A 22516-nucleotide genomic window follows, 5' to 3' on the forward strand; every position below is an offset into this window, starting at 1 on the left:
ACGTGAAGCCGATGTGAGTAAAGGTCCCACTTCAGACATTACGGACCGTGAAGCTGATCACGCTGCGTTTACGGGTCCACGGTCCCGAGCACGAGGACCTGAATGGCCAGCACGGCGGCCCCCCGCGCCCAGTCGTGGAAGTCGGACACCTTCGTCTCCAGCGGGACGGGCGCGGCCAGCGGATGCCGGTGCGCGCGGACGGCCTCGTCCACCGCCTCCCGCGCCACCTCCATCAGCCCCACCCCCTCCCCCGCGAGCAGGATCTTCTGCGGCATCACGAAGTTGGCGATCTGGGCCACCAGCGTCCCCAGCGCCCGCCCCGCCTCCCCGACGACCCGCGCGCACATGGGCTCGCCGCCGGCCGCGCCGGCCAGGATCTCCTCGTACGTCACCTCGCGCCCCGTCGCCGCCCGCACCTGGTACCGGATGCCGGGAATGCTCAGCAGCGAGTCGGCGCTGCCGCGCCGGCCGTCGGGGGTGAGCGGGCCGGCAGGGTCCACGATCCAGTGGCGGCCGAAGCCCCGGTCCTCCTCCGCGTGCGCCACCCGCCTGCCGCCGAGGACCAGGCCGTAGCCGATGCCCGCGCCGATGGTGAGGACCACGAACCGGTCGAGGCCGCGTCCCGCGCCGAACCAGGTCTCCGCCTCGACTAGCGCGGCGACGTCGTTCTCGACGACGACCGGCAGCCCGGTGCGCTCCTCGACGAGTGCGGCCAGCGGGACGTCGCGCCACGACAGAAAGGGCGACTCCCCGACCGTCGTACGGTCGCGGACGAACCCGCCGACCCCGATACCGATCCCGGCGAGCGAGGGATGGGTGCGGGCGAGCAGCGCGGTCATCTCGGCGAGCAGATCGGCGACCCGTGCGGGTTCATGGGTGGTGAGCGGGCGGTCGTGCCGGGCGACGATCTCGCTGCGGAGCGTGGTGACGACGCCGTACACCATGTCGTCGGTGATCTTGAAGCCGAGGAAGGAGCAGGACTCGGCGACGATGTCCAGCGGCTGCGAGGGGCGCCCCTGACGGGCCCCCGGGAACGCGGCGCCCTCGGCGGCCTCCACCAGCAGGCCCGATTCGGTCAGCGGTTTGGTCAGACGGGTGAGACTTCCGGCCGAGAGACCGAGCCGCCGGGCGAGTTCCGTGCGCGAGAGCGGACCGTGCACGAGCACCTCGATCGCCACCGAGCGTTCCCCGGGACTGAGCGGCAGCCAACTGGCGGCGAGTGCGGTCATGGAGGCCAGACTCCCACATCCAGTTTCTTCCGTCACGGAAACAACCAGCCCCCCTCGGCCACCACAACCGCTACCGAAAGATAATCACGCAACCCCTTGACGTCATAATTCTTTCGCGACGAAAGTAAGTGGGCAGTGACTCTTCAGCAGAGAAGGACATTCCTCACATGACGTTCTCCCTCGGCATCGTGGGCGCCGGCCAGTTCTCCGGCCAGTTCGCCACGCTGTTCCAGGCCCACCCCGGCGTCGGCGACGTCTACGTCACGGACCTGCTGCCCGAGCGGGCCGACGAGCTCGTGGCCGCCCAGGGTCTGGCCGGCACCTTCCCCTCGTACGAGGCCATGCTGGAGTCGCCGGAGGTCGACGCGGTCGCGATCTTCACCCAGCGCTGGACGCACGGACCTCTGGTGCTCCAGGGGCTGGCGGCCGGAAAGCACGTCTACTCGGCCGTGCCCATGGCGATCACCACCGAGGAGATCGCGGCGATCATCGACGCGGTCCGGGAGACCGGGCTGACGTACATGATGGGCGAGACGAGCCAGTACAACCCGGCGACCGTGCACGCCCGCAACCAGATCGCCGAGGGCGCGTTCGGCAGGATCTTCTACGCCGAGGGCGACTACGTCCACGACATGGACCTCGGCTTCTACGAGGCCTACCAGTACAGCGGCGGCGAGGACTGGAAGCGGACCGCCAGCTACCCCCCGCTGCTCTACCCGACCCACTCGGTGGGCGGCGTGCTGGGCGCCTGGGGGACGCACGCGGTGAGCGTGTCGGCGATCGGGGTCGTGGACGAGCGCGGGGACGGCGTGTTCGACAAGGAGGTCAGCCAGTTCGGCAACGACTTCTCCAACGCGACCGCGCTGTTCGAGGTCGCGGGCGGCGGTTCGTTCCGCACGAACGAGTTCCGGCGGGTCGGCTACCCCTCGCAGATACGGGAGTCGCGCTTCCGGTTCTTCGGCACCGAGGCCAGCATGGAGCAGCTCGCCACGGTGGCGTTCTGGCAGGACAAGAAGGGGGTGACGGACATCAGCGAGCTGCTGGAGCCCAAGCAGACCCTGTCCCCCGACGATCCCTCGCTGAAGCACATCGCGCCGGACCTGCGGGCCGCCTTCACCTCCGGGTCGGCGCCGGTGCACGACCGGTCCCGCCTGCCGCGGGAGTTCGACGAGCTGCACAACGGGCACGAGGGCAGCCACCACTTCCTGGTGGACGACTTCGTGACCGCCGTCAACACCCGGACCCTGCCGTCGGTCAACGCCTGGGTGGCGGCCCGCTACACCCTGCCGGGCATCGTCGCGCACGAGTCCGCACGGCAGGGCGGGGTCAGGCTGGAGATCCCGGACTTCGGGGACGCCCCCGAGGCGTGACGTCCCGCCACCGGCCGGCCGGGCCCCCGACCCCCGTCAGGTGCCCGGCTTGCGGCCGTACACGTAGACGTCGTCGCCGTTCTTCAGCAGCGACCAGTACTTCTTGGCGTCCGTCTTCGTCATGTTGGCGCAGCCGTGGGAGCCGGGCGGGTTCCACATGCTGACGCCGACGGAGTGGAAGGCCTGGCCGCCGTCGAAGAACTGGGCGTAGGGCATGGGCACGTGGTAGATCGACGAGACGTGGTCGATGTTCCGCCAGTAGATCTTCTTCAGGCCGGTGCGGGTCTCGTAGCCGTCGCGGCCGGTGCGGACCGGGACGGGCCCGTAGACCAGCTTGCCGCCGTCCTGGATCCAGCTCAGCTGCAGCGTCAGGTTCACACAGGCGATACGGCCCTTGTTCGTCGGGCACTTGCCCGCCGCGTTGGGGTTCTTGCCCACGGCCTTCTGCTTGTTCATGAGGTCCATCACGCCCCAGGTGACGGCGCCCGCGTAGCCGATGTTCGGCGAGATGCCGTGCTTGGTCTGGAAGGCCCTGATGGCCTCGCAGTCGGCGGTGGACTGCTTGCCGTCGACCGGCCGCCCGAGGAACTTCTCCACCTGCTTCTGGTACGGACCCTTCGTCGCCGTACAACTCGCCGCCTGCGCGGGCGTGATGCCCATCGCGAGCGTCAGCGGTGCCAGCAGACCGGTGACCGTGAGCGCGACCGCGCCTCTTCTGCGTATGTCCCCCATGCCGGGTCCTCCCCCTTCGCGTGATTTCGCTGCTACTGCCTGCCTAGACATGCGGCCGACGGCCACGGTTGTGGGTCGGCCCACGTCGAGACGAAACAGTTACACAGCCTGGAATTCGGATATAGAGTTCCCCCCATGAGCAACAGTCATTCCCCGTCTCGTGTGGCCCTCAAGAAAACAACTCCCGATGTGTCCAAGGCGATGGGCTCCCTGCACGGCGCCGCCGTCACCGCGGCCCAGGACGCGAAGGTCGAGCCCGAGATACTCGAACTGATCAGAATTCGCGCCTCGCAGATCAACGGCTGTGCGTTCTGCCTGGACATGCACACCAAGGACGCCCGCGCCCAGGGCGAGACCGAGCAGCGGATCTACGCGCTCAGCGCCTGGCGCGAGACCCCCTTCTTCACCGAACGGGAGCGCGCCGCGCTGGCGTTGACCGAGGCGGTGACGCTGGTCACCGACGGTCAGGTGCCCGACGACGTCTACGCGGGCGCCGCGGAGGTGTTCGACGAGGAGCAGATCGCGGCTCTGATCTGGGCGGCCACGGTGATCAACGCGTACAACCGGATCGCGATCGCCACCCGTATGGTTCCCGGGGCCTACCAGCCCGCCCAGAAATAACTCCGAGGCATTCGCGCACCTTTCGCCGCGATTTCCGGAAACATTTGCAGCGCCGGGCCGAATTCCTTTCGGACCGGCGCTTTTCCACGCCCGCATGTCGGTGTCGGTATGTTGCTTTCGGTATGTCGCTGCCGGTATGTCGCTGCCGGTTCAGTCCTGCGGCAGCGGCTCCATGAGACCGTCCAGCCATGCCCGCCACCGGGGGGCGTGGACGGCCGGGCCGGGGGTCATCGGGCGTCCGGTCCAGGCGGCGACCGGACGGATGCCGTGGAGGGCGTTCACCAGCCACACCTCGCGGCCGTCCAGTTCGGCCAGGGAGCGTTCGCGGTGGGCGACCTGGATCCCGGTGCGGGCGGCCCGTTCCAGGACGAGGGCCAGGGTGACCCCGGCGAGCAGGGGCAGGCGGGGCGGCGGCAGACAGAGGGTGTCGTCCTCCCACCACAGCAGGCTGGAGTTGGCCGCCTCCAGCACCAGGCCGGAGGGGGCGATGAGGACGGCCTCGTCGGCGCCGGCGTTCGCCGCCCGTCCGCGTACCCGGGCCAGGGCGTCCAGGTCCGGTCCCTTGCGCCGGGGCACGGTCCGCGGGTCGGGCTGACCGGCCGCCCACACCCGCACCTCGGCGGTGACGGTCGGCGCGGGGCGCAGCAGAAGCCGCAGCTCCAGGGACCCGGAGGCGAGTTCGACCCGGGGGAACCACTCCCCCGTGCGCGGCAGGGCGCGGGTCATGTCCCGCCAGAAGTCGGCGACCCGCGCCGGGGCCGGGGCGCCGCACTCGCCACAGGACCGCAGGAACCGTTCGCGGTGCCGGTCGAAGCCGCGCACCCGTCCGTCGCGCAGCAGCCACGAGTCCGCGACGAGGAGGCGGCCGCCGTGCGACTGGCCGGGGACGAGGCCGTGTTCGGGTGACCAGGTCAGCAGACCTTCCGCGATGGCGGGTGGTGTCACTCGGTGCTCCTGTCGGTCTTCGGTCAGTACTTGCGGCCCGCGACGGCCGGGGAGCCGTGGCGGGGGCCGTAGGGGGCGTGCTCCAGCCAGGCGCCGCAGCGGGGCACCAGGGGAGCGAGGGCCGCCGCCGCGCGCTGTTTGACGCGGACGATACGGCGCCGAGGCCGCAGGTGGTCCAGGGCCGTGCCGGCGGCGGCGCTGTTGAACAGGCCCGCCGAGCGCCGGACCTCGGCGAAGGAGTCGACCGCCGCGGGGGTGCCGTCGGCGATCGCGCGGGCCGCGGCGACCGCGTCCGCGATGCCGCTGTTCATGCCGCGCGCGCCGAACGGCGGGAAGAGATGGGCGGCCTCGCCGGCCAGCAGCACCCGGCGGTGCGGGTCGGTGAAGGCGGCGGCGACCTTGCGCAGGAAGCGGTAGGTGGACACCCACAGGACGCGCTCGGCGTACCCGTCGCCGACGACCTCCGGCAGCCAGCGCCGTACGGCCTCCTCGGTGCCGAACTCCTGCGTCGCGTCGTCGTCGCGGCACTGCAGGTCGACCTGGAAGCCCCCGGTGAAGGGCACGCGCATCACGCTGCGCCTGCCGAGCGCCGGGTGCTCGTAGTGGAAGACCCGCTCCAGGGGCAGTTCGGCGCCGGGGAGGTCGGCGATGTCGGCGACGACGTGGAAGCCCTCTCCGTGGGTGCCCTCCATGGGGATGCCCAGTTCGCGCCGTACGGCCGAGCGGGCACCGTCGGCGGCCACCGCGTGGACGCCGGTCCAGGTGCGGCCGTCCTCGGCGGTGAGCCGCACCCCGTCCGGGTCGGTGGTCACGGCGGCGATCCGCGCGTCCCAGACGAACTCCACGCCCGCGTCCCGGCAGGCGGCGAGCAGGAAGCGCTCGGTGTCGACCTGGCGGAGGCTGGTGAAGGGCGGGGTGCCGGCGGGCGGCGGGAAGGTGCGGGCGTAGACCTCGCGGCCCCGGTACAGGGTGCGTCTGGTGTGCCAGGTCCGGCCGTACGAGGCGATCTTGACCGCGAGTCCGGGGTGGATGCCCTCCAGCAGTTCCAGGGTCTCGCGGTGCACGAACAGGGCGCGGCTGCCGGGGCGTTCGCGGCCCTCGGGGTCGCCTTCGAGGAGCGTGACGGGGAGGTCGTGGGCGCGCAGCGCGAGTGCGGCGCTCAGGCCCACGGGGCCGGCGCCCACGACGAGGACGGGGGCGGGGGGCGTCATGCGCGGGTGCTCTCGGTGAGCATGCGGGTGATCTCGACCCGCTTGACCTTCCAGGTGGACGTCATCGGCAGTTCCTCGAACCGCCACTGGCGGGGCTCGGCCATGGTCGGCAGGTCGGCCGTGGCCTCGTGCCAGCGCCGCAGGTCCAGGGGGCGTTCGCCGCGCACGCACACCACGGGGACGGGTTCCCGGTCGACGCCGGGAACGATGACGACCTCGCGCAACTCCTCCAGGCGGGACATCAGGGTGTCCTCGACCTCCAGGTTGCTGTGCACGGCGTCGATCTGGTCGATCTCGCGGTCGATGAGGTAGAGGGCGCCCCAGCGGCTCTGGTAGCCCATGTCGCCCATCTGCCACCAGCCGCCGTCGAGCTGGCGGAGGTAGCGCTCGCGGGCGCCGAGGTAGGTGAGGATGCGGCCCCGGGTGCGGGCCTCGATCCGGCCCGCGGTGCCGGGGGCCACCCGGCGTCCGGCGTCGTCGGCGACGCGGACGCGGGTGAAGCCGGGGATGCCGATGCCGACCCGGCGGCCGTCGGCGCGGGCGGCGCTGCGGCGGGTGAACCACTGGAAGGCCACCGGACCCGTCTCGCTCTGCCCGTAGAGCTGGATCAGCCACGGCGAGCGCCGCCGGGAGGCGTCCAGCAGCCGCTGCACGGTGCGCGGGTGGATGGCGTCGAAGGTGGAGCCGTAGGAACGGACGCGGGACAGCGGTGCTCCGGGCGCGTCGGCCAGCTCCTCCCACAGGACGAAGGTGTTGGGGTGGGTCTCGACGATGCCGGGGCGGTGACGGGCCAGCAGGGGCCCCACGTTGGACGGTTCCGGGTCGATGATCAGGACCAGCGGGCTGCCGAAGTGCAGCAGGACCCCGAGCAGGTGGTAGAAGCGCGAGTGCACGAACGACATGTGCAGGGCGGCGGTCTCGCCGCGCGTGGGCCAGCCCATCGCCTTCTGCGGGACGAGCCGGTTCCACATGGTGTTCGGGCAGTGCACGGCCAGCTTGGGCAGGCCGGTGGTGCCGGAGCTGTGGGTGATGAGGGACGGGTCGCGGGGGTGGAGCCGGACGGCCGCCGGGGCCGGGGCTCCCGCGTACGTCCGCAGGGGTTCGGCGCCGGGCGCGTCGTCGACGCTGAGGGTGCGCCGCACCAGGCCGGTGAGGGGGACGTCCGCGAGGGCGCCGTCGAGCTTGGCCCGGTCCGTGATCAGCCAGGGGCGGTGCAGGCGTTCGAGGAGCTGCCCGGCCACGGGGCCCGCGAGGCCGGGCGACAGCAGGACCGGGACGGCACCGATACGGGAGACCGCGCAGGTCAGCAGCACGATGTCGACGTTGTCCGTCTTGTGGACGACCACCTCCTCGGAGGGGCGCACACCCGCTTCCCACAGGAGGCCGGAGAGTTCGTCGACCACGTCGGCGAGGACCGTGTAGGAGAGGTCGGTCCCGAGGTCGGGGCGGACGTCGAGGGGCCGGTCCAGGGTGACGAAGACGGAGCCGTGCCGGTCGGCGGCCTCTCTGAACATCGAGCCCAGGTAGAAGCCGCGGCCGGTGAGGGCGAGCGCGGGCTGCCGGTCGGCCTGGAGCTGGTCGCGCATGGGACCGGACCTTTCTGCGGGGACGAGGGTGCCGGACATGCTCACCACGCCCCTTGGCGGACGAGGTGCCGGCGGAGCTTGCCGGTCGCGGTGCGGGGCAGGGTGGGCACGAAGCTGACACTGCGGGGGACCTTGAAGGCGGCGAGCCGGTCGCGGGCCATGCGGATCAGTTCGGCCTCCAGACCCACCCCGATCGGCGGGACGGGGACGACGAAGGCCCGCAGCCGGCTGGCGCCGCGCTCGTCGGTGACCGCGGCCACGGCGACGTCCCGGACCCCGGGATGGGTGCGCAGCAGGGCCTCGACCTCCAGCGGGGAGACGGTGATGCCGCCGACCATCTCCATGTCGTCGGCCCGGCCCAGGTGCCGGTAGGTGCCGTCGGGTTCGCGGACGGCCCGGTCCCGGGTGTTGAGCCAGCCGCCGACGAGGGTGCGCTCGTTCTCCTCGGGCCGGTTGAGGTAGCCGGGGGTCACCGTCGGGCCGCGCACCCAGAGTTCGCCGGCCTCGCCGTCCGCGACCTGGGCGCCGGCGCGGTCGCGGAGTTCGACCTCGAAGCCGGGGACGGGGCGGCCGACGGTGCCGGGGTGGTTGTGGTCGAAGCTGTTCGCGCAGAAGGCGTGTCCGGCCTCGGTGGAGCCGATCTGTTCCAGGACGGGGGCCCCGAGCAGTTCGGTGACCTGCTTGCCGAGTCCGGCGGGCATGCCCTCACCGGCCGACACCGCCGCGCGCACCGAGGCGAAGCACTCCTCGTGGCCGTCCGCCCGGTCGGCGACGAGGGCCGCGTAGGCCGAGGGCACCGAGTACAGGAGGGTCACACGGTGCCGGGCGACGAGTTCGTCGACCGCCGCGGGGGTGGGACGGCGGTCGGCGAGGACCGCGGAGGATCCGGAGAACAGGGGGAAGACGAGGGCGTTGCCGAACCCGTAGGCGAAGTACAGCCGGGAGACGGACAGGGTGACGTCGTCCGGGGTGACACGCAGGAGGCGGCGGCCGATGAGGTCGTGGTAGGTCCGGGGGTCGCCGTGGACGTGCACGACACCCTTGGGGCGGCCGGTGGTCCCGGAGGTGTACTGGATGTAGAGCGGGGTGTGGGCGTCCACGGGGTGGGCGTACGGGGTGGGGAGGGCCGTGGCGCTCAGGGCGGTCAGCTGGTCCGAACCCAGGCGCGGGGGCGAGGCGGTGGCGCCGCCGCGGGCCGGGCGGTGCCGCTCGTGGGCCTGCGGCGGGGCCGCGGCCGCGCGCGGCGTCCGGGGCGCCGGGATGTAGGAGTCCAGTGCCGGTCCGGTGACCCAGAGCACCGCCTCGGTGTCCTCGGCCATGAACTGCAGTTCCGGCGGGGTGAGTTCGGGGTTCACCAGGACCGCGACCGCGCCCAGGCGGGCCAGGGCGAGGAACGTGGTGACCCAGGTGACGGAGTCCGGGAGGGCGAGGAGGACGCGGTCGCCGGGACGGACGCCGTGGTCGGCGAGGACCGTGGCGGTACGGGCCGCGAGGTCGTGCACCTCGCCGTGGGAGTAGGCCCGGTGGCCCTGGTGGAAGGCGGGGCGGCCGGTCCAGCCGCGGCGCTCGGCGAGGGCCGCGAGGTGCGCCGCGAGGTTGCCGGGGGCGCCCGCGTCGGCGGGGAGCCGGGTGGGCTGCGCCGTGGTCGTGATCGTCATCGCGTCGGCTCCTCGGTGGCGGCCGGGGCTGCGGCGTGCTCCCGGGTGACGGCCGGGGCGGCGGCGTGCTCCCGGTGGGCCCGCATCAGTGCCGCGGTCTTCAGCAGCATCTCGTCGTACTCGGCGGCCGGATCGGAGTCGAGGACGATCGCGCCGCCCGCGCCCAGATGCATACGGCCGCCCTGGAACACGGCGGTGCGGATGACGATGCTGAGGTCCGCGCCGCCGGCGCACCCGAGGTAGCCGAGGGCTCCGGAGTACACACCGCGCGCCTCGGTCTCCAGCGAGTCGATGATCTCCAGCGTGCGGAGCTTGGGCGCCCCGGTCATCGACCCGCCGGGGAAGCAGGCCCGGACGCAGTCGACGGCGCCGGTGCCCTCGCGCAGTCTGCCTTCGACGGTGGAGACCAGCTGGTGCACCGTGGCGTAGGTCTCGGTGGCCATCAGGCGGGTGACCTGTACGGAGCCGGTGCGGGAGACCCGGCCGAGGTCGTTGCGGAGCAGGTCGACGATCATCAGGTTCTCGGCGCGGGTCTTGGGGTCCGCCGCCAGTTCGTCGCGCAGCCGCTCGTCCTCCGCCGGAGTGGCGCCGCGGGGGGCGGTGCCCTTGATGGGCTTGGCCTCGGCGAGGCCGTCGCGGGTGATCCTCAGGAACCGCTCGGGCGACGAGCCCGCGATGTCGAGGTCGCCGAACCTGAGGAAGGCCGCGTACGGCGCCGGGTTGATGCGGCGCAGCACCCGGTAGAAGTCGTAGGGGTCGTACGGGGCCGGTAAGCGGGCCGCGTTGGTCAGACAGATCTCGTAGCTGGTGCCCGCGTGCAGCTCGGCCTTGCAGGCGTCGATGTCGGCGAGGTAGGTGGCGCGGTCGCGGACGAGCCAGGGTTCGGCGGCGCGCGGGTAGGGTGCCGTGGCCGACCGCAGGGGGACGGTGGTGTCCGAGCCGACGAAGGTCAGCTGGGCCAGCGCGGTGTCGAGCCAGTCCCCGGCCTCGCGGGAGGCGGCGGGGGTGTCCTCGGCCAGGCAGACGGCGTAGGTGTGGCCCTCCTCGTGGTCCACCGCGATCAGCCGGTCCGCGAACAGCCAGGCGGCGTCCGGGGTCTCGGCCGTGTGCCGGTTGGGGGAGCCGGTGTCGGCCTTGAGCTCGTAGCCGAAGTAGCCGACGTATCCGCCGGTGAAGTCGAAGGGCAGGCCCGTCGCGTCGACCTTGCGGCTCGCCAGCTGCCGCTTCAGGTAGTCGAAGACGCTCGCCCTGACCCGGCGGGTGGGCCGCCCGTCCCGCTCGATCTCGCACACGCCGCTGTCGACGTCGTAACGGACGGTCTCGGCCAGCGGACCGCTGCCGTCGCCGAAGAAGGAGAACCGGGACGCCCCCCGCTCGACGCGGGAGCTGTCCAGCCAGAACGCGTGGGGCGCGTCGGCGTACATGCGGGTGAAGGCGGCCTCGGCGTCGACCGCGCCGGCGATCCGGCGGGTGTGCAGCCGGTAGGCGGGCCCCGGGGCCCTGCGGGGGCGGGGGATCGCACCGCTGAGGGGGATGACCGCGGTGTTGTGGGTGCGCGGGCTGCCGGCCCGTTCCTCCGTGAGGTCACGGAAGTTGACCAGCAGGCGCCGGCCGTGGTCGGTCAGGATCGACTCGGGGTGGAACTGCACGCCCCACAGCGGCCGTTCCCGGTGCCGCAGTCCCATCAGGACGCCGTCCTCGGCCCAGGCGGTGGCCTCCAGCGTCGGGGGCAACGGCTCTCGCACGGTCAGCGAGTGGTAGCGCACGACCGTGAAGTTCTGGGGCAGCCCCCGGAACAGGTCGCGGCCGTCGTGCCGGACCGTGGAGAGGTGCCCGTGGCGCGGCCACGGGGCCGGCTCCACGGCGGCCCGCTCGCCCGCCGCGATGCCCTGATGGCCCAGGCAGACGCCGAGCACGGGGATCTCGGCCTCGGCGATCACCCGGGCGGCGATGCCGAAGTCGCGCGGCTGCGAGGGGTGGCCGGGGCCCGGCGACACCACCACGTTGTCGAATTCCCGCAGCTCCGGAATGCTTTCCGCCGGAGCGTCGTTGAGCACGACCACCGGTTCCTCGCCGTTGACCTGGGCGATCAGCTGGAACAGGTTGTACGTGTACGAGTCATAATTGTCGATGAGCAGGGTCTTCACCCGCCCACCCCCCTCTGTTCGTTCGCGGACCTAGGCGGTCCGTCGTTTGTGCCGGCCGCGCAGCGCCTGCAACGGCGGGTACAGCCATTTCTTCAGGAATCGCTGGAGTCTCGGCATGAGAATCCAGGTCACGATGGCTGTAACGGCCAGACACAGCAGAAGTGTACGAAAAAGCGGATTCAGGTCGTTGAGATAGGGAAGTATGAGCAGGTTGAATAAGAGCACGGGCGGGAAGACCGCACTCATGTTCACCAGCCAGAGTTTCCATTTCGGGGGCGGCCCCGGGGGGCCGGCCGGAGCCGGGGCCCCGGAGGTCTGGGAGTCGAACCAGGCCCTCGACCCCGCGATGCTCCGGCGACCGGTCTCCTGCGCCAGGGCGTCGACGCGAGCCGACCACTGCGCCCAGACCACGGAGTTCTCCCAGGTCCGGACCGTTTCATCACTGTCGAAGCGGTAGACCACATGCCACTCAGCCTCTCCGTCGACGAGTACGCCACCCCCCAGAAAACCCGGCTGCTGCGCACTCGTACGCAGCGCGGCCCACCCCCAGGAGTGGAAGTCGGCCTCGCGCCCCGGCACCACCTGGTACGCGACGGTGACGGTAACGGGATTCCTGCTCACGCCGTCGAATACGGAGAGGACCGGGGGCCCGTTCACATCTTCAACATATTTTTTGCGGCTGTCCGGAACGTGCATTTTTGACGGTGTTTCAGATGCCTTGAGGTCTTCTGTCGGCGAGTACGCCGGGGTAACTTTCGGCAATTCCGGGAAGCGCTTGCCCGGTCTGCCGGAAAAGGAGCACCATCACCGACAGGCTCGGGGGGAATTGCAGGAAAGTGAAGGAGAGCCATGTCCAGGTACGACTGGGATGTGAACCACGACGGAATCGACCGGGCGCGCGCCGCGGTCGAACCGGTACGAAAAGAAGTCACCACGCACCCGATCTATCAGCGCATCGAAAACCGTGCCGATCTGGCGGTTTTCATGGAGCACCACGTCTTCGCGGTGTGGGACTTCATGTCCCTGCTCACCTCCCTCCGGCGGGACCTGACCTGTGTGGAGGTCCCCTGGGTCCCGCGCGGGTCACCGGTCGGGCGGCGGCTCGTCAACGACATCGTGCTGGCCGAGGAGAGTGACGCGCTGAACGGCGGGTTCACCAGTCACTTCGAGCTGTACCGCGCGGCCATGGCCGAGGCGGGCGCGGACATCTCCCGCCTCGACACCTTCCTCGGGCTCGTCGGCGAGGGCCACGCCGTGTCCGCCGCCCTGCGGGTCGCCCGGGTGCCGGGCCCCGCAGCCGAGTTCGTCCGCACGACCTTCGAGATCGTCGAGGAACGGCCGCTGCACTGCAGGGCCGCCGCCTTCGCCTTCTCCCGGGAGGACCTGATCCCCGACATGTTCGACCAGGTGATCGAGAGGGAGGGCACGGAGCGGTTCCCGTTGTTCCGCGACTACCTCGCACGGCACATCGAGGTGGACGGGGAGGAGCACACACCGATGGCGATGGCCATGGTGGCGGAGCTGTGCGGCGAGGAGGACCGCCGGTGGGAGGAGGCGGTGGAGACGGCCACGACGGCACTGCAGGCACGCACACGCTTCTGGGACGGGATCGTCACGGCGATGGGGTGAGCCCGCGCCACGGTCGCCGTCCCGGTTACCGTCTGCCCATGTCGAGTTTCGTCCAGCAACTCCCCGCCCTGCTCGGTGTGGTGATCGGTGCGTTCGGTTCCTATCTGGTGGTGATGCGGGGCGAGCAGGTGCGGTTCCGGCGCGAGCGGGAGAGCCGCTGGGAGGAGCGGCGGCTCGCCGTCTACGCCGACTGGGCACGGACCGTCAAGCAGTCCGTCACGCTGGCCTACCGGGTCGCCTCCCATCTCGGCAACGACCCGCATCCCCACCCGCTGTCGCCGGAGGAGGCCGCGCCCCTCATGGCGGAGGCGACGGCCGCCCGGGACCCCTCCGGGGAGGCGCTGCTGCTCCTCGGCAGCCCGGAGGTGGTCGAGAAGGCCCGGGCCTGGGTGGTCACGGTGATGCGGATGGAGGAGTTCCTGCGCGGCGAGACCCGTGACCCGGCGGCCTGGCAGACGCTGCTGGAGCGGCAGCGCGCCGGGCGGGACGCCTACTACACCGCCGTACGCGAGGATCTGGCGCTGCCGCCCGGCCACGCCGGGCGTTGGCAACTGCCGCCCGCGCCGGCGACGGGGGCCACGGGCAGCACGCCTCCGTCCGCCCCACCGCCGGCGCCGCGCACCTGAGCAGGGCTCAGCGGTAGCCCGTGGTGTCCGCCGGCTTGCCCGCGTCCTGGACCTCGACGAGGTAGCGCCAGGCGTCCGGGCGGCTGCCGTCGAGGTCGGTGAAGCCGTAGGTCCGGGCGAGGGAGCCGCTGGAGAGGGAGTCGCCGTTGAAGCGGGCGACCTCGGGGTCGGCGGCGAGGGCGGCCACGGCCCGGCCGACGTAGCGGGGCGTCTCGGAGATGGCGAAGTGGGGCACGCGGTCGAGGGCCTCGCGCCAGTCCTCCTCGGTGACGCCGAACCCGTCGAGCATCATCTCCGAGCGCAGCCAGCCCGGGGTGAGCGCGACGGCGGTGGCACCGCGCGGGCCGAGTTCGTGGCCGAGGGCGAACGCCATGCGCAGGACGGAGGACTTGGCGAGGTCGTAGAAGAAGGTGGCCCGGTAGTTGACGCTGTTGTACTCGGCCGTGCCGTCGGTCATCTCCACGACCAGGCCGCCGGGGTTGCGCAGCAGCAGCGGCAGGGCGAAGTGGCTGGTGATGGCATGGGTCTCGACGGCGAGGCGCAGCAGCCGCAGCCCGTTGTCGAGATCGTGCTCCCAGACCGGACTCTCCCATTCGAAGAGCTTCTCGCCGCCCCAGACGTCGTTGACGAGGACGTCGAGCCTGCCCTGCTCCTCGGCGATCCGGTCCACCAGAGCCCGTACCTGTGCCGGTTCGAGATGGTCGGTGGGGACGGCGATGCCGTGGCCGCCCGCCTCATCGACCAGGTCGGCGGTGTCCTCCAGGGTCTCCGGACGGTCGTACTCGGAGCGCCGCTCCCGTGTGGAGCGCCCTGTGACGTAGACCGTCGCCCCGGCCGCGCCCAGTTCCACGGCGATCCCCCGGCCCGCTCCGCGGGTGGCTCCCGCGACCAGTGCGACCTTGCCGTCCAGCGGCTTCGACATCTGCGACCTCCATCGCGTACGGATGACACCTTGGCGGACGTCGGAGGTGTTCCGGCGTCCTCGACACGAGGGTGTCGTGGAAGCCGGACATCTTCTGTCGGGTTTTCTGCGGGGCGCCCGGTAGCTCGGTCGATGGGGTGTTCGGATGGCGGCGGGTTCGTTGCGGCTTGTCGCGCCCACGCGGCGGAGCCGCATGTTCGATACAGCCCCGCGCCCCTTTCGGGGCGCGGGTGCGGGACTCCTCGGATCAGTGACCCCTGTCGATCCACTCCTGCAGATGCGGGGCCTCGGCCCCGATCGTCGTGCTGTCGCCGTGACCCGTGTGCACGACCGTCTCGGGCGGGAGGGCGAGGAGACGGTCGCGGATGGAGTCGATGATCGTCGGGAAGTGCGACCAGGAGCGGCCGGTGGCGCCGGGGCCGCCGGCGAAGAGGGTGTCGCCGGTGAAGACCGTGCCGAGGCCCGGGTCGTACAGGCAGACGGCGCCCGGCGCGTGGCCGGGGGTGTGCAGGACGGTCAGGTCGGCGCCGGCGGCCTCGATGACCTGCCCGTCGGCCAGCCAGTGGTCGGGCAGCCGGTCCGGGTGGGTCTGCTTCCACAGCGGCAGATCGTCCGGATGGAGCCAGATCGGCGCGCCGGTGCGCTCGGCGAGCGCGGGGGCGGCGTCGATGTGGTCGTTGTGGGCGTGCGTGCAGACGATGGCCGCCAGCCTGCGGTCGCCCACGGCCTCGGCGATCGCGTCGGCGTCGTGGGCGGCGTCGATGACGACGACCTCGTGGTCGTCGCCGACGAGCCAGACGTTGTTGTCGACGTCCCAGGTGCCGCCGTCGAGGCTGAACGTGCCCGAGGTGACGAGGTGTTCGATGCGGGCGGCCATCAGAGCGTCACCACCGAGCGCAGGACGTCGCCGCCGTGCATCCGCTCGAAGGCCTTCTCCACGTCGTCGAGCCCGATGGTCTCGGTGACGAAGGCTTCCAGGTCCAGGCGCCCCTGCAGATACAGGTCGATCAGCATGGGGAAGTCGCGGTCGGGCAGGCAGTCGCCGTACCAGGAGGACTTCAGCGCGCCGCCGCGGCCGAAGACGTCGAGCAGGGGGAGTTCGAGCTTCATCTCCGGGGTGGGGACACCGACCAGGACGACCGTCCCGGCCAGGTCACGGGCGTAGAACGCCTGCTTGTACGTCTCCGGACGGCCCACCGCCTCGATGACCACGTCGGCGCCGAAACCGCCGGTCAGCTCACGGATCGCCTCGACGGGGTCGGTGTCCTTGGAGTTGACCGTGTGCGTGGCGCCGATGCTCCTGGCGGTGGTGAGCTTCCGGTCGTCGATGTCGACGGCGATGATCTTCGCGGCACCCGCCAGCAGGGACCCGGCGATGGCAGCGTCCCCGACGCCGCCGCAGCCGATCACGGCGACCGTGTCACCCCGGCCCACATTGCCGGTGTTGATCGCCGCACCGATACCCGCCATCACCCCGCAGCCCAGCAGACCCGCCACCGCAGGCGCGGCCGCCGGGTCCACCTTCGTGCACTGGCCCGCCGCCACCAGCGTCTTCTCCGCGAACGCACCGATACCCAGCGCCGGAGACAACTCCGTGCCGTCCAGCAGCGTCATCTTCTGCGTCGCGTTGTGCGTGTTGAAGCAGTACCACGGACGACCCCGCCGACAGGCCCGACAACTCCCGCACACCGCACGCCAGTTGAGAATCACGAAATCACCGGGCGCCACATCCGTGACCCCTTCCCCGACCGACTCCACCACACCCGCCGCCTCATGACCCAGGAGGAACGGGAAGTCGTCACTGATGCCGCCCTGCTTGTAGTGGAGGTCGGTGTGGCACACGCCGCACGCCTGCACCTTCACCACGGCCTCCCCCGGCCCCGGGTCGGGCACGACGATCGTCTCGATCCGCACCGGCTCGTTCCTGCCCGGTGCGATCACGCCGCGTACTTGCTGCGCCATGGTGAACCCTTCCGTCGATCCGAGATCGGGCGGTCGCCCGCCCATGGTCACCCTACGGAGTGACCAGCCGGTACGGCCTGCGGAGGGGTTCGTTCGCGGTCGAAAGTCGTTCCGGGTGTCGCCCGGCACCGACGTAGGGTGAAGCTCCGCGCCCCGGTCCCCACTCCCCGACCGACCTGCCGAGGAGCCCTGTGAGCACCCCTGAGACCACGGCCGAACGGCAGCCGCCCACCTGGCGGCTGCTGCTCGGTTATGTACGGCCCCACCGCTGGGCACTGTTGCTGGGCGCGCTGCTGTCCCTCGTGACCGGCGCCACCGGGCTCGCGCTGCCGCTGGTGGCCCGTGAGCTGATCGACGATCTCTCGCACGACCGGACCATCACCTGGGCCCTGGTGCTGATGTCCGTCCTGGTGGTCACCAACGCGGCGGTGGGCGCGGTGGGTTCGTACGTGCTGCGGCGCACCGCGGAGTCGGTGGTGCTCGGCGCGCGGCGCGCCCTGTCCTCGTATCTGCTGCGGCTGCGGATCACGGCGGTGGACCGCAGCGAGCCGGGCGACCTGATGGCCCGGATCACCTCCGACACCACCCTGCTGCGCGAGGTCACCACCGACACCCTGGTGGGCCTCGGCACCGGCGGGCTCACCCTGGTCGCGACGGTGGTGCTGATGGGTCTGGTGGACCCGGTGCTGCTGGCCGTGACGCTGGGCGTGATCGTGGGCGCGGGCCTTGTCTTCGGGGTGATCGTGCCACGTATCAACCGGGCGAGCAGGGCCGCGCAGGACGCGGTCGGCGCGATGGGCGCCTCCCTGGAGCGGATCCTCGGCGCGCTGCGCACGGTGAAGGCGTCCGGCGCCGAGCACCGCGAGGAGGAGACGATCCACGCGGCCGCCGAGGAGTCGTGGCGCCAGAGCGTCCGGGCCGCCAAGTGGTCGGCCGCCGCCGGGAACACGGCGGGGCTCGCCATGCAGATCGCCTTCATCACGGTACTGGCGGTGGGCGGCGCCCGGGTCGCGACCGGCGCGATCGACGTGGGCACGCTGGTGGCGTTCCTGCTGTACGTCTTCTACCTGATGTCGCCGATACAGCAGGTCGTGGGAGCGGTCACCCAGTACCAGACCGGTGCCGCCGCGCTCGCCCGCATCCAGGAGGCGCTGCGGCTGCCCGCGGAGCCCGCCGCCGCACCGGCACCGCTGCCGTCCCCCGACGCCGCACCCGCCGCGCTCGCCTTCGACGAGGTCCGCTTCCGCTACGCCGACGACCTTCCGTACGTCCACCACGGGGTGACCTTCGAGGTGCCGGCGCGGGGCATGACGGCGTTCGTCGGCCCCTCGGGTGCCGGCAAGACGACGGTCTTCTCGCTCATCGAGCGGTTCTACGACCCCGAGGCGGGCCTCATCACGGTCGACGGCCGCGATGTCGCCGAGTGGGAGCTGACCCGGCTGCGGTCCGCGATCGGGTACGTCGAACAGGACGCGCCCGTGCTGTCGGGCACGCTGCGGGACAACCTGCTCCTGGGCAACCCGGACGCCGGCGAAGGTGACCTGACACGGGTGCTGAAGACCACCCGGCTGGACGGTCTGGTGGCCAAGCTGCCGCAGGGGCTGGAGACGCTGGTCGGTCACCGGGGCACCAAGCTGTCCGGCGGCGAACGCCAGCGGGTGGCCATCGCCCGCGCCCTGCTGCGCAGCCCCCGGCTGCTGCTGCTCGACGAGGCGACGAGCCAGCTGGACGCCGTGAACGAGGCGGCGCTGCGCGACACGGTCGCCGACGTGGCCCGGACGACGACGGTGCTGGTCGTCGCCCACCGGCTGTCGACGGTGACGGCGGCCGACCGCATCGTCGTGATGGACGCGGGCCGGGTCCGCGCGGTCGGTACCCACCGCGAACTCGTGGCCGCCGACCCGCTGTACGCGGAGCTGGCGGCCACGCAGTTCCTCGCGACGGCCGGTTAGCCCGGCCCGCCGCGAGCCCTTCCCTGCCGGATCAGAAGGGGAAGTGGGAGTGCTGGGTGGCGATGGTGACCCAGCGGGTGTTGGAGAAGGCCTCGATGCCCCAGCGGCCGCCGAAGCGGCCGTAGCCGGACGCCTTCACCCCGCCGAAGGGGACCATGGGCTCGTCGGCCACGGACTGGTCGTTGACGTGCACGATGCCGGTACGGATCCGGCGCGCGACGGCCAGGCCGTGGGTGGCGCTCTCGGTGATGATGCCGCAGCTCAGACCGTTGTCGGTGTCGTTGGCGGCGGCCACCGCCTCCTCGTCGTCGGTGAACGTCTGCAGGACGCACAGCGGGCCGAAGGACTCCTGGTGGTACAGGTCGGCGTCCTGGGAGACATCGCTGAGCACGGTCGCCGGGTGCACCGCGCCCTCCGGCCGGCCGCCTCCGGCCAGGACCGTGGCGCCCTTGGCGACCGCGTCCTCGACCAGCGCGGCGATCCGCCCGGCGGCAGCCGCGCTGACCAGCGGGCCGACCACGGTGTGCGGGTGGCCGGGGTCGCCGGCCTGCAGGGTGGCGACCTTGGCGGTGAACTTCCGCGTGAACTCCTCCGCCAGCGACTCGTGCACCAGGATGCGGTCCCCGCACATGCAGATCTGCCCGGCGTTCATGAACACGCTGAAGGTGACGGCGTCGACGGCGTAGTCCACATCGGCGTCCTCGAGCACGATCACGGAGTTCTTCCCGCCCAGCTCCAGCACGGCGGGCTTGAGGTGCCGGGCCGCGTGCTCGCCGATGATCCGCCCCACCCCGGTGGAACCGGTGAAGTTCACCGCGCGCACCCGTGCGTCGGAGATCAGCGCCTCCGCGATCTCGGCGGCGTCCTCGGGCGCGTTGGTCACCACGTTCAGCACGCCGTCGGGCAGCCCGGCCTCCCGCAGCACGTCCGCGACCAGCAGCCCGCAGGCGATCGGGGCGTCCTCGCTGGGCTTGACGACCACGGTGTTGCCGGCGGCCAGCGGCGCCGCCACGGCCCGCACCCCCAGGATGACCGGCGCGTTCCACGGCGCGAACGCCGCCACCACGCCCAGCGGCTCGCGTACCGCCAGGCTCAGCGCGCCCTCCTTCTGCGTGGCGAGGACCTCACCGCGCGGAGCGGTGACCGCGGCCGCCGCCTCGCGCAGCATGTTGGCCGCCAGCGCCACGTTGAAGTACGCCCACGGCCGGGTGCCGCCCACCTCGCGGGCCATGATGTCGGCGATCTGCTCGCCGCGGCCCTCCAGCAGGTCGGCGGCCTTGTGGAGGATCGCCCGCCGGGCGAACGGGGCCAGCGCGGCCCACTGTTCGAACGCGGCGTCGGCCGCGTCCACCGCCCGAGTCACATCCTCCGGCCCGGCCGCCGCGACCGTCGCGTACACCTCCCCCGTGAACGGGTCGAGGTCCTCGGCGGTGCGGCCGGACGCGGCGGGCACGTCCTTGCCGCCGATCAGAAGGTCACGGGTCAGAGCCATGATGCTGCTTCCTCGGGTACGTAGCGACGACGGTACGTGATCGAGCATGATCGCTCACGAACGATCGTAGTGCGAAATTCAATTACGTTACTGTTCCGTGATGCTCTGCCCGGCTCCCGGGGAATGTCAAGAGCCCCACCGCTCCGTGCGCGGCGGGGCTCCCGGCCGTGTCCGGCCGCCTGCGTTACTGGACGGCGCCCAGCAGACCGTAGGCGGGCGCGGCCAGGTCGGTGACCTGGTGCAGCTCGCTGAGCCGGTTCAGCTCGTGGACCTGGTCGAGGCTCCTGAGCTGCTGCGAGGGACGCGGAAGGCTCTGCCTCTGCTCCTCGGGGAGGTCGCTGACGGCGAGCGAGTCCAGCGTGGACATCGGGTTGATGCGGGTCGCTTCCGCGGTCGCGTCCGCGTTCGCCATCGGTGCGGCCAGGCCCGTGACACCGATGGCGAGACCCACGGCGGCGACGACACGTCGAGTTGAGATCATGCCCTCAGCAACGCGTGCCGGCCCCGGTCGGTCACGGCCGCTCACGGCCGCTCACCCGTGAGGCGCATGTCCGCCACCGCACTTGCCGGGCGCCGCCCGGCGGAGGAGCCTGGCAGGAGAGGCCTTGAGCGGCCCGCTGCCTCCTGCCGGGCCCCGCGGCCTTCGAAGGAGGTCAGCCATGGGCACCTCGACGAGCCCCGCCTTCGATGTCGAAGCGCTGCGCCGGGGCACGGAGGAAGCGAACGCGACGACGCTGACGTCGCTCTACGCGGACGACGCCGAGATGCGCGTCGTGGACCGCAACACCCAGCCCAGCCACCCCAAGGTGCTGCACGGCCGGGACGAGATCGCCGCGATGTACGACGACGTCTGCGGCCGGGAGATGACCCACAAGGTCGAGCAGGTGCTCGTCCAGGGCGATCAGGTCGCCCTCACCGAGTCCTGCGAGTACCCCGACGGGGTGCGGGTCTGGGCCAGTTCGATGATCTCCCTGCGCGACGGCAAGATCATCGACCACACCATGGTGCAGGCCTGGGACGAGTAACCGTCCCGCGCGGGCCCTTGCGGGCAGCGGCTCTTTCGGGACATCGCGGTGCGTTCCCCTGCCGGGGTCCCGCGGCGACGCGATACTGGCGGGCGTGCGTGTAGCGATCATGACGGCGGGCTCCCGGGGTGACGTGGCCCCCTACACCGGGCTGGGACACGGACTGGCGCGGGCCGGGCACGAGGTCACGCTGGTGACGCACGCCCGGTTCGAGCCGCTGGTGGCGGGCTCGGGGGTCGCCTTCCACGCCCTTCCCGTCGATCCCCGGGCGGAGCTGGAGTCGGAGCGCGGCCGGGGACTGCACCGGAGTTCCACCGGGGCCGGGAAGCTGTACCGGGCGGCGGAGATGGCGCGGAGTCTGGTGGGGCGGATGGCGGGTGACCTGGTGGCAGCCGCCCGGGCGGCCGACGTCCTGCTGCTGGCCGGTGCGGTCGCGCCGCTCGGCCAGGCCATCGGCCGGGGGCTGTCGGTCCCGAGCCTGGGCGTGAACCTGCAACCCCTGGCGCCGACCCGGGAGTTCGCGCCGCCGATGACCGGGGTCCGGTCCTGGGGCCCGGTCGGCAACCGGATGGCCGGGCACGCGGTGAACGCGGCCGTCGAGTGGATCTTCAAGGAGGAGGTGCGGCGGCTGGGCACGGAGTACGGTCTCGCCCCCGCCGGCCGGGCGGGGGCCCTGCGCGGCGGGGACCGGCCGGTGCTGCACGGCTTCAGCCCCCGGGTGGTGCCCCGCCCCGGCGACTGGCGGGCCGGGCTCGACGTCATCGGCTACTGGTGGCCGTACGACGGCGAGGACCTGCTGCCCGCGGCGCTGCTCGACTTCCTCGACGCCGGGCCGCCCCCGGTCTTCGTGGGCCTGGGCAGCGCGACCGTGCCCGACGCGGGGCGGATGAGCGGCGAGATCGTCCGGGCCCTGCGGGCGGCCGGGCTGCGCGGGGTCGTCCAGCGGGGCTGGGGCGGACTGCGGGGCGAGGGCGAGGACATGTTCACCGTGGGCGAGGTGCCGCACTCCCTGCTCTTCCCGAGGATGGCGGCCGTCGTCCACCACGCCGGCGCGGGCACCACGGCGGCGGGCCTGCGCGCCGGGGTCCCGGCGGTGCCGGTGCCCGTCCAGTTCGACGAGGGCTTCTGGGCGGCCCGGCTGGTCGCCCTCGGGGTCTCCCCGGGAGCCGTCCCGCTGCGCGGCTTCACCCCCACCGCGCTGGCCGCCGCCCTGCGACGCGCGACCACCGACCCGTCGTACGCCCGTCGCGCGCGCGTCCTGGCGGAGGAGCTGCGCGGTGAGGACGGGGTCCGCCCGGTCCTGACGGCCCTGGACCGGCTCGCCTGACCGGTCGGCACCGGGCCCGGCGGCCTCCGCACCCGGCCGGGAACACGGACGCGGACACCGGCCCGCCCCATGACCCCAGCCC

General features: G+C 72.1%; 20 protein-coding genes. 7 read left to right on the forward strand and 13 right to left on the reverse strand.

The annotated features are described in order from the left end of the window. Positions 1-68 precede the first annotated feature (68 nt). Positions 69-1229, reverse strand: coding sequence for an ROK family transcriptional regulator (locus SCAB_RS03920; RefSeq protein ID WP_041668876.1), 1161 nt, complete (start codon positions 1227-1229; stop codon positions 69-71). Between the two features lie 167 nt (positions 1230-1396). On the opposite strand from SCAB_RS03920, the gene SCAB_RS03925 reads away from it, so the two are divergent. Next, positions 1397-2599 (forward strand): Gfo/Idh/MocA family protein, encoded by a 1203-nt coding sequence (locus SCAB_RS03925; protein WP_012998751.1) that lies wholly within the window; start codon positions 1397-1399, stop codon positions 2597-2599. A gap of 36 nt (positions 2600-2635) precedes the next feature. Here the strand turns inward: SCAB_RS03925 and SCAB_RS03930 are convergent, their stop codons facing one another. Further along, the gene (locus SCAB_RS03930) at positions 2636-3331 is read right to left on the reverse strand and encodes a L,D-transpeptidase family protein (protein WP_012998752.1); all 696 of its coding nucleotides are present in this window, start codon (positions 3329-3331) and stop codon (positions 2636-2638) included. 135 nt (positions 3332-3466) lie between these two features. Between SCAB_RS03930 and SCAB_RS03935 the strand changes: the two genes are divergently transcribed. Then, positions 3467-3952: a carboxymuconolactone decarboxylase family protein gene (locus SCAB_RS03935; protein WP_037726729.1), complete on the forward strand. Its 486-nt coding sequence runs from the start codon at positions 3467-3469 to the stop codon at positions 3950-3952. A 150-nt stretch (positions 3953-4102) separates the two neighbouring features. On the opposite strand, the gene SCAB_RS03940 is transcribed toward SCAB_RS03935, so the two are convergent. The 6 genes from SCAB_RS03940 to SCAB_RS03965 are packed head-to-tail and all read right to left on the reverse strand — an operon-like array spanning position 4103 to position 12195. Continuing rightward, positions 4103-4897: an aminotransferase class IV gene (locus SCAB_RS03940; protein WP_012998754.1), complete on the reverse strand. Its 795-nt coding sequence runs from the start codon at positions 4895-4897 to the stop codon at positions 4103-4105. 23 nt (positions 4898-4920) lie between these two features. Then, complete coding sequence (locus SCAB_RS03945) at positions 4921-6108, reverse strand: FAD-dependent monooxygenase (RefSeq protein WP_012998755.1); 1188 nt, start codon at positions 6106-6108, stop codon at positions 4921-4923. Next, positions 6105-7694 carry a class I adenylate-forming enzyme family protein gene (locus SCAB_RS03950; RefSeq protein ID WP_046774448.1) on the reverse strand — a complete coding sequence of 530 codons (1590 nt, stop codon included), beginning with the start codon at positions 7692-7694 and terminating at the stop codon, positions 6105-6107. The genes SCAB_RS03945 and SCAB_RS03950 overlap by 4 nt, the downstream gene beginning before the upstream one ends. 41 nt (positions 7695-7735) lie before the next feature. Further along, positions 7736-9352 (reverse strand): benzoate-CoA ligase family protein, encoded by a 1617-nt coding sequence (locus SCAB_RS03955; protein ID WP_012998757.1) that lies wholly within the window; start codon positions 9350-9352, stop codon positions 7736-7738. After that, positions 9349-11499 carry an aminodeoxychorismate synthase component I gene (pabB, locus tag SCAB_RS03960; RefSeq protein ID WP_012998758.1) on the reverse strand — a complete coding sequence of 717 codons (2151 nt, stop codon included), beginning with the start codon at positions 11497-11499 and terminating at the stop codon, positions 9349-9351. The genes SCAB_RS03955 and pabB overlap by 4 nt, the downstream gene beginning before the upstream one ends. Positions 11500-11529: 30 nt before the next feature. Continuing rightward, on the reverse strand, positions 11530-12195 hold the full coding sequence (locus tag SCAB_RS03965) for an antibiotic biosynthesis monooxygenase (RefSeq protein WP_231884892.1): 666 nt from the start codon (positions 12193-12195) through the stop codon (positions 11530-11532). Between the two features lie 153 nt (positions 12196-12348). On the opposite strand from SCAB_RS03965, the gene SCAB_RS03970 reads away from it, so the two are divergent. Together SCAB_RS03970 and SCAB_RS03975 are read left to right on the forward strand one after the other, a co-directional pair. Beyond that, complete coding sequence (locus tag SCAB_RS03970) at positions 12349-13128, forward strand: DUF3050 domain-containing protein (RefSeq protein ID WP_012998760.1); 780 nt, start codon at positions 12349-12351, stop codon at positions 13126-13128. Between the two features lie 38 nt (positions 13129-13166). Further along, positions 13167-13754 (forward strand): hypothetical protein, encoded by a 588-nt coding sequence (locus tag SCAB_RS03975; protein WP_012998761.1) that lies wholly within the window; start codon positions 13167-13169, stop codon positions 13752-13754. Positions 13755-13761: 7 nt separating this feature from the next. Here the strand turns inward: SCAB_RS03975 and SCAB_RS03980 are convergent, their stop codons facing one another. The 3 genes from SCAB_RS03980 to SCAB_RS03990 all read right to left on the reverse strand — a co-directional run bounded on the left by SCAB_RS03980 (position 13762) and on the right by SCAB_RS03990 (position 16638). Beyond that, a complete protein-coding gene (locus SCAB_RS03980) occupies positions 13762-14676 on the reverse strand; it encodes an SDR family oxidoreductase (protein WP_012998762.1) in 915 nt (304 codons plus the stop codon). 247 nt (positions 14677-14923) lie between these two features. Further along, on the reverse strand, positions 14924-15553 hold the full coding sequence (locus SCAB_RS03985; RefSeq protein WP_012998763.1) for an MBL fold metallo-hydrolase: 630 nt from the start codon (positions 15551-15553) through the stop codon (positions 14924-14926). After that, positions 15553-16638, reverse strand: coding sequence for an S-(hydroxymethyl)mycothiol dehydrogenase (locus SCAB_RS03990; RefSeq protein ID WP_037726735.1), 1086 nt, complete (start codon positions 16636-16638; stop codon positions 15553-15555). Before SCAB_RS03990 ends, SCAB_RS03985 begins: the two co-directional genes overlap by 1 nt. 191 nt (positions 16639-16829) lie before the next feature. Between SCAB_RS03990 and SCAB_RS03995 the strand changes: the two genes are divergently transcribed. Continuing rightward, positions 16830-18590, forward strand: a complete 1761-nt coding sequence (locus SCAB_RS03995; RefSeq protein ID WP_012998765.1) for an ABC transporter ATP-binding protein — start codon at positions 16830-16832, stop codon at positions 18588-18590. 31 nt (positions 18591-18621) lie between these two features. On the opposite strand, the gene SCAB_RS04000 is transcribed toward SCAB_RS03995, so the two are convergent. After that, positions 18622-20082 (reverse strand): aldehyde dehydrogenase family protein, encoded by a 1461-nt coding sequence (locus SCAB_RS04000; RefSeq protein ID WP_037726739.1) that lies wholly within the window; start codon positions 20080-20082, stop codon positions 18622-18624. Between the two features lie 184 nt (positions 20083-20266). Beyond that, complete coding sequence (locus tag SCAB_RS04005; RefSeq protein ID WP_012998767.1) at positions 20267-20563, reverse strand: hypothetical protein; 297 nt, start codon at positions 20561-20563, stop codon at positions 20267-20269. A gap of 178 nt (positions 20564-20741) precedes the next feature. Between SCAB_RS04005 and SCAB_RS04010 the strand changes: the two genes are divergently transcribed. Both SCAB_RS04010 and SCAB_RS04015 read left to right on the forward strand, forming a co-directional pair. Beyond that, entirely contained in the window at positions 20742-21107 is a 366-nt protein-coding gene (locus SCAB_RS04010) for a nuclear transport factor 2 family protein (RefSeq protein WP_012998768.1), read from the forward strand. 109 nt (positions 21108-21216) lie between these two features. Continuing rightward, a complete protein-coding gene (locus SCAB_RS04015; protein ID WP_041668878.1) occupies positions 21217-22434 on the forward strand; it encodes a glycosyltransferase in 1218 nt (405 codons plus the stop codon). Positions 22435-22516 lie beyond the last annotated feature (82 nt).

Origin of the sequence: Streptomyces scabiei 87.22, from assembly GCF_000091305.1 — a bacterium.
Taxonomy (GTDB): domain Bacteria; phylum Actinomycetota; class Actinomycetes; order Streptomycetales; family Streptomycetaceae; genus Streptomyces; species Streptomyces scabiei.

Bases quoted from the DNA above. Each gene is read 5' to 3' on its own strand.
- SCAB_RS04000 (WP_037726739.1), bottom strand. From the start codon at position 20,082: ATGGCTCTGACCCGTGACCTTCTGATCGGCGGCAAGGACGTGCCCGCC.
- SCAB_RS03950 (WP_046774448.1), bottom strand. From the start codon at position 7,694: ATGCGCGACCAGCTCCAGGCCGACCGGCAGCCCGCGCTCGCCCTCACC.
- SCAB_RS03965 (WP_231884892.1), bottom strand. From the start codon at position 12,195: ATGCACGTTCCGGACAGCCGCAAAAAATATGTTGAAGATGTGAACGGG.
- SCAB_RS03930 (WP_012998752.1), bottom strand. From the start codon at position 3,331: ATGGGGGACATACGCAGAAGAGGCGCGGTCGCGCTCACGGTCACCGGT.
- SCAB_RS04010 (WP_012998768.1), top strand. From the start codon at position 20,742: ATGGGCACCTCGACGAGCCCCGCCTTCGATGTCGAAGCGCTGCGCCGG.
- SCAB_RS03955 (WP_012998757.1), bottom strand. From the start codon at position 9,352: ATGACGATCACGACCACGGCGCAGCCCACCCGGCTCCCCGCCGACGCG.
- SCAB_RS03920 (WP_041668876.1), bottom strand. From the start codon at position 1,229: ATGACCGCACTCGCCGCCAGTTGGCTGCCGCTCAGTCCCGGGGAACGC.
- SCAB_RS03985 (WP_012998763.1), bottom strand. From the start codon at position 15,553: ATGGCCGCCCGCATCGAACACCTCGTCACCTCGGGCACGTTCAGCCTC.
- SCAB_RS03935 (WP_037726729.1), top strand. From the start codon at position 3,467: ATGAGCAACAGTCATTCCCCGTCTCGTGTGGCCCTCAAGAAAACAACT.
- SCAB_RS03990 (WP_037726735.1), bottom strand. From the start codon at position 16,638: ATGGCGCAGCAAGTACGCGGCGTGATCGCACCGGGCAGGAACGAGCCG.
- SCAB_RS03925 (WP_012998751.1), top strand. From the start codon at position 1,397: ATGACGTTCTCCCTCGGCATCGTGGGCGCCGGCCAGTTCTCCGGCCAG.
- SCAB_RS03970 (WP_012998760.1), top strand. From the start codon at position 12,349: ATGTCCAGGTACGACTGGGATGTGAACCACGACGGAATCGACCGGGCG.
- SCAB_RS03975 (WP_012998761.1), top strand. From the start codon at position 13,167: ATGTCGAGTTTCGTCCAGCAACTCCCCGCCCTGCTCGGTGTGGTGATC.
- SCAB_RS04005 (WP_012998767.1), bottom strand. From the start codon at position 20,563: ATGATCTCAACTCGACGTGTCGTCGCCGCCGTGGGTCTCGCCATCGGT.
- SCAB_RS03945 (WP_012998755.1), bottom strand. From the start codon at position 6,108: ATGACGCCCCCCGCCCCCGTCCTCGTCGTGGGCGCCGGCCCCGTGGGC.
- SCAB_RS04015 (WP_041668878.1), top strand. From the start codon at position 21,217: ATGACGGCGGGCTCCCGGGGTGACGTGGCCCCCTACACCGGGCTGGGA.
- SCAB_RS03980 (WP_012998762.1), bottom strand. From the start codon at position 14,676: ATGTCGAAGCCGCTGGACGGCAAGGTCGCACTGGTCGCGGGAGCCACC.